Origin of the sequence: Halorhodospira neutriphila, assembly GCF_016584055.1 — a bacterium.
Taxonomy (GTDB): Bacteria; Pseudomonadota; Gammaproteobacteria; order Nitrococcales; family Halorhodospiraceae; genus Halorhodospira; species Halorhodospira neutriphila.
This window is the reverse complement of the sequence record NZ_NRSH01000214.1, coordinates 1-1973: the sequence shown is the minus strand read 5'-3', so window position 1 is coordinate 1973 and position 1973 is coordinate 1. Positions and strand designations below refer to the sequence as shown.

General features: G+C 71.6%; 1 protein-coding gene. It reads right to left on the bottom strand.

Annotated elements, in window-relative coordinates; all coding sequences use genetic code 11:
* A partial coding sequence (gene ilvD / locus CKO13_RS11885; protein WP_200261304.1) for a dihydroxy-acid dehydratase occupies positions 1 to 1627 on the bottom strand: 1627 nt, incomplete at its 3' end.
* Positions 1628 to 1973: the final 346 nt, after the last annotated feature.

The window sequence follows — 1973 nt, the reverse complement described above, 5'->3', positions numbered from 1 at the left end:
ACTTGCCCAGCACGCCCCGGCGGTAGCGCGGCCGCGGCATCTGCCACGCCGCCCGGCGCCGCTCCAGCTCCTGCTCGCTGACCTCGAGCTCGAGGCGGTTCTCGTCGGCGTCGATGGTCACCGTATCGCCCTCGGCGACCAGGCCGATGGCGCCGCCGTCGTACGCCTCGGGGGCGACGTGGCCGACGACGAGCCCGTAGGTCCCCCCGGAGAAGCGCCCGTCGGTGATCAGCCCCACGGAGTCGCCGAGCCCCTTGCCGATGATCGCCGAGGTGGGGGCGAGCATCTCGCGCATCCCCGGCCCGCCCTTGGGGCCCTCGTAGCGGACGACGACCACGTCGCCGGCCTGGACGCCGTCGTTGAGGATCGCCTCGAGGCACTCCTCCTCGGAGTCGAAGACCCGCGCCGGGCCGCTGATCCGGCGCTGTTTGATGCCGCTGACCTTGGCCACGGCGCCCTCCTCGGCGAGGTTGCCGTGGAGGATCGCCAGGTGGCCCCGCGGGTAGAGCGGCCGGTCGAAGGGCATGATGATCTCCTGGCCCGCCGGCGGCTCGGCCGGCAGGTGGCGGATCTGCTCCTCGATGGTCTGCCCCGTGATGGTCAGGCAGTCGCCGTGGAGCAGCCCCTGCTCGAGGAGGATGCGCATCACCTGCGGGGTGCCGCCGACCTCGTGGAAGGCGCTGGTCACGAAGCGCCCGGAGGGCTTGAGGTCGCAGAGCACCGGCACCTTGCGGCGGAGGGCCTCGACGTCGTCGATGGTGAACGGCACCTCGGCGGTGTTGGCGATGGCGAGCAGGTGCAGGACCGCGTTGGTCGACCCGCCGAGGGCCATGACTACGGCGAAGGCGTTCTCGAGGGCCTCGCGGGTGATGATCTGCGAGGGGCGGCGGTCGTGGTGGACCGCGTCCATGAGCACCCGGGCGGCCTCCTCGGCCACCTGCCGGGCCTCGTCGTCCTCGGCAGAGACCGTCGAGGAGCCCATCAGGCTCATGCCCATGGCCTCGAAGGCGCTGGACATGGTGTTGGCCGTGAACATCCCGCCGCAGGAGCCGGGGCCCGGGCAGGCGTTCTCCTCGATCCCCACCAGGTCCTCGTGGGCGAGGTTGCCGGCGTTGTACTGCCCCACGGCCTCGAAGGCGCTGACCACCGTCAGCTCCTCGCCCTTGTAGTAGCCGGGCTTGATGGTGCCGCCGTAGACGAAGATGCCCGGGATGTCGAGCCGCGCGAGGGCGATCATGGCGCCGGGCATGTTCTTGTCGCAGCCGCCGGTGGCGAGCATGCCGTCGAGCTGCTGGCCGCCGCCGACGGTCTCGATGGAGTCGGCGATGACCTCGCGGGAGACGAGGGAGTACTTCATCCCCTCCGTGCCCATGGCGATCCCGTCGGAGACGGTGATGGAGCCGAACATCACCGGCATGGCGCCGGCCTCGCGCAGGGCCTTCTCGGCGCGCTCGGCCTGCGGCCCGATCCCGACGTTGCACGGGGTGATGGTGCTGTGGGCGTTGCCGACCCCGATGATGGGCTTGTCGAAGTCGTCGTCGCCGAAGCCGACGGCGCGCAGCATGGCCCGGTTGGGCGTCCGTGCCACGCCCTGGGTGATCACTCGGCTGCGTCGGTTATCCGCCATGGAATACTCCTCTACAGAATGACAAAACGGCGCATCCGCGCCGGCTCAGGGAATGCTGCCCCAGGATACCGGATATGGGCTTGCGGAGACATCTCGGGCGCTGCCGGGCCGGGAGCGGGGGCCGGAGGAAGGCGGGAGGACCGGAACCGCTGCCGAGCGCGGCGCGGAAGCGCAGCTACTGCGCGAGGCGCGCCCGCACCCAGCGGCGCTGGGAGCGGTAGGCAGGCTCGCCGCTGGTCTGGGCCAGGAACGCCCGGTACGCCTGCCGGGCCTCGCCCTTGCGGCCGAGCGCATCCAGGGAGAAGGCGCGGTTGAGCGTGACCCCCGGATCCTGCCCGCCCCCGAG